Below are 2683 nucleotides of genomic sequence, written 5' to 3'. Positions count from 1 at the left end.
CGTAAAGCGCATGCCCCGTTCCCTTTCTGAGTCTCGACAACCAGAAGGTAGACGGAAAATCCCCGTCTTACGGGGCATGCACATGCGGCATTTCGATTCACCCGAACCTTTCCCCGGACAGCCCTGCGTGGAACGGGGAGAAGGAATGGGTGTTACTCCACCACGAACTCGGCCGGATCGAAGTCGTATTGCGTCGAGCAGAACTCGCAGGCGACGTGGATGCCGCCCTCCTCGGTCGAGTCCTTGATCTCCTCGGCCGAAAAGCCTTGGAGGATGCCGTGGATCTTCTCGCGCGAGCAGGAGCACTGGTAGTCGACGGGCACGCTGCGGAAGACGCGCGCGCCGTGCTCGTGGAACAGCCGGTAAAGCAGCCGCTCGGCGCCCACGGTCGGGTCGATCAGCTCGGTCGGCTCGATGGTGCCCAGCAGCGCCAGCAATTCCTGCCAGGAATTGTCGGCCGGGTGGTCCGTCAGCTCGCGGTCGTCGCCGTCGCCGCCCGAAATATCGGGAATGCGCATGCGCTCCGGCGCCTGCGGCAGGAACTGCGCCAGGATGCCGCCTGCCCGCCACTGCTCGCGCGCGCCGCCCGGGCCGGGCGTGACCAGCTTGGCGACCGACATCTTGATATCGGTCGGGATCTGCTCCGACTGGCGGAAATAGGTGCGCGCGGCATCCTCCAGCGATGTGCCGTCGAGCTGGACGATGCCCTGATAGCGCTGCGTGTGCGCGCCCTGGTCGATGGTCAGAGCCAGGACGCCGTTGCCGAGCAGAGCCTGCTGCGAGGTCTCGCCGGCGTCGGTCAGCGCCTGCAGCCGGTCGGCGTCGAAGCGCGCATAGGCACGCAACGCCTGCGGCGTGGTGAAATCGGCCACCAGCATGTCGACCGGCCCGTCGGTGCGGGTCTGCAGGATGAACTTGCCTTCGAATTTGAGCGAGGTGCCGAGCAGCACGGTGAGCACGCAGGCTTCCGCCAGCAGGCGGGCGACGGGCTCGGGATAATTGTGGCGGCTCAAAATAGCGTCGAGCATCGGCCCGAGCTGCACGGTGCGGCCGCGCACATCGAGCGGCGCGACCTCGTAAGGCACGACGTGGTCGTCGCCGGCGAAGCCGAATTCACCGAGTTGGGGTTTATGCTCAGCCAAGGTCTGGGTTTCCAACATGACAAAACTCCGGGGCGCAGCCATGCAACCCGATGAGCCGCATGCGTCGAAGCGCGTTCAATTTACGTGATGGCCCGCAAATAGGCATCACCTGTCCCCAGATCAAGTTGACCCCGATCGGACCGGAAGCCAGGTCCGCCGCTCTCAAGCGCCCAGGCACCAGGCCAGCACCGCCTTCTGGGCGTGCAGCCGGTTCTCGGCCTCATCGAAGACCACGGAATGCGGCCCGTCGATCACCTCGTCGGTGACCTCTTCGCCGCGATGCGCCGGCAGGCAGTGCATGAACAACGCATCGGGCTTGGCCTTAGCCATAAGCGCCGCGTTGACCTGATAGGGCAGGAAGACGTTGTGGCCGCGAGCACGGTGCTCCTGGCCCATCGAGACCCAGCTGTCGGTGACGACGCAATCGGCCTGGTCGACGGCTTCTTCGGCGGATTTGGCAAACCGGACCTTGCCGCCATTGGCTTTCGACCAGTCGACATATTTCTCGAAAGGCTCGCTGCCTTCCGGCACCGCGACATTCAAGTTGAAACGGAACCGGGCCGAGGCTTCGAGCAACGAGTGCAGCACATTGTTGCCGTCGCCGGTCCAGGCAAAGGTCTTGCCGGCCACCGGGCCGCGATGCTCCTCGAAGGTCATGATGTCGGCCATGAGCTGGCAGGGATGCGTGTCGTCGGTCAGCCCGTTGATGACCGGAACCGTGGCGTTCTCGGTGAGCTCGATCAGCCGGTCGTGCGAGGTGGTGCGGATCATGATGGCGTCGACATAGCGCGACAGCACTTTCGCCGTGTCGGCGATGGTCTCCGAGCGTCCGAGCTGCATCTCGGTGCCGGTCAGCATGATCGTCTCGCCGCCGAGCTGACGCATGCCGACATCGAAGGACACGCGCGTGCGCGTCGAGGGCTTGTCGAAGATCATGGCCAGCACCTTGCCGTCGAGCGGTTTTGAGCGCTCACCCGCCTTGAGCCTGGTCTTTCGCGCCATCGCGTCGTCCAGCATGATACGCAGGTCGCCCGCCGAAACGGCGGATAGATCGGTGAAGTGGCGCACGCTCATCGGCAGGTTCCAGAACTTATTTCGCGGCTTCGGCCGCTATCGCGTCGGTCAGGCCCTTGGCGCCGCCGCGGATGCGCCTCAGCGCCTCGCCGATCTCCTCGTCGGTGACGGTGAGCGGCGGCAGGAGGCGGATCACGTTGTCGCCGGCCGGCACGGCAAGCAGATGCTGGTCGCGCAGCGCCATGTTCACCTTGGTGTTGGGCATGGCGCATTTCAGGCCGAGCATCAGGCCGGTTCCCCTGATGCCTTCGATGACCTCGGGAAATTCGTCCGCGACCGCCGCAAGGCCCTGCTTCAACAACAGAGCCTTGCGCTGCACATCCTCGAGGAAGCCGTCGGCCAGCACCACGTCGAGCACGGCGTTGCCGATCGCCATCGCCAGCGGATTGCCGCCGAAGGTGGTGCCGTGCACGCCGGCGGTCATGCCGGTCGCCGCCTCATCCGTGGCGAGGCAGGCGCCCATTGGG

The 2683-nt window shown here is 65.3% G+C and carries 3 protein-coding genes; all 3 read right to left on the bottom strand.

Annotated elements, in window-relative coordinates:
- Positions 1-152 precede the first annotated feature (152 nt).
- Positions 153-1184: an Hsp33 family molecular chaperone gene (locus tag EOA24_RS33520; RefSeq protein ID WP_127410560.1), complete on the bottom strand. Its 1032-nt coding sequence runs from the start codon at positions 1182-1184 to the stop codon at positions 153-155.
- A gap of 120 nt (positions 1185-1304) precedes the next feature.
- The gene (argF, locus tag EOA24_RS33515; RefSeq protein WP_126079346.1) at positions 1305-2216 is read right to left on the bottom strand and encodes an ornithine carbamoyltransferase; all 912 of its coding nucleotides are present in this window, start codon (positions 2214-2216) and stop codon (positions 1305-1307) included.
- Positions 2217-2232: 16 nt separating this feature from the next.
- The coding region (locus EOA24_RS33510) for an aminotransferase class III-fold pyridoxal phosphate-dependent enzyme (protein ID WP_127410559.1) at positions 2233-2683 on the bottom strand (451 nt) is incomplete at its 5' end.

This window comes from Mesorhizobium sp. M2A.F.Ca.ET.039.01.1.1, from assembly GCF_003998035.1.
Classification (GTDB): domain Bacteria; phylum Pseudomonadota; class Alphaproteobacteria; order Rhizobiales; family Rhizobiaceae; genus Mesorhizobium.
This window is presented reverse-complemented; position numbering and strand designations above follow the sequence as displayed.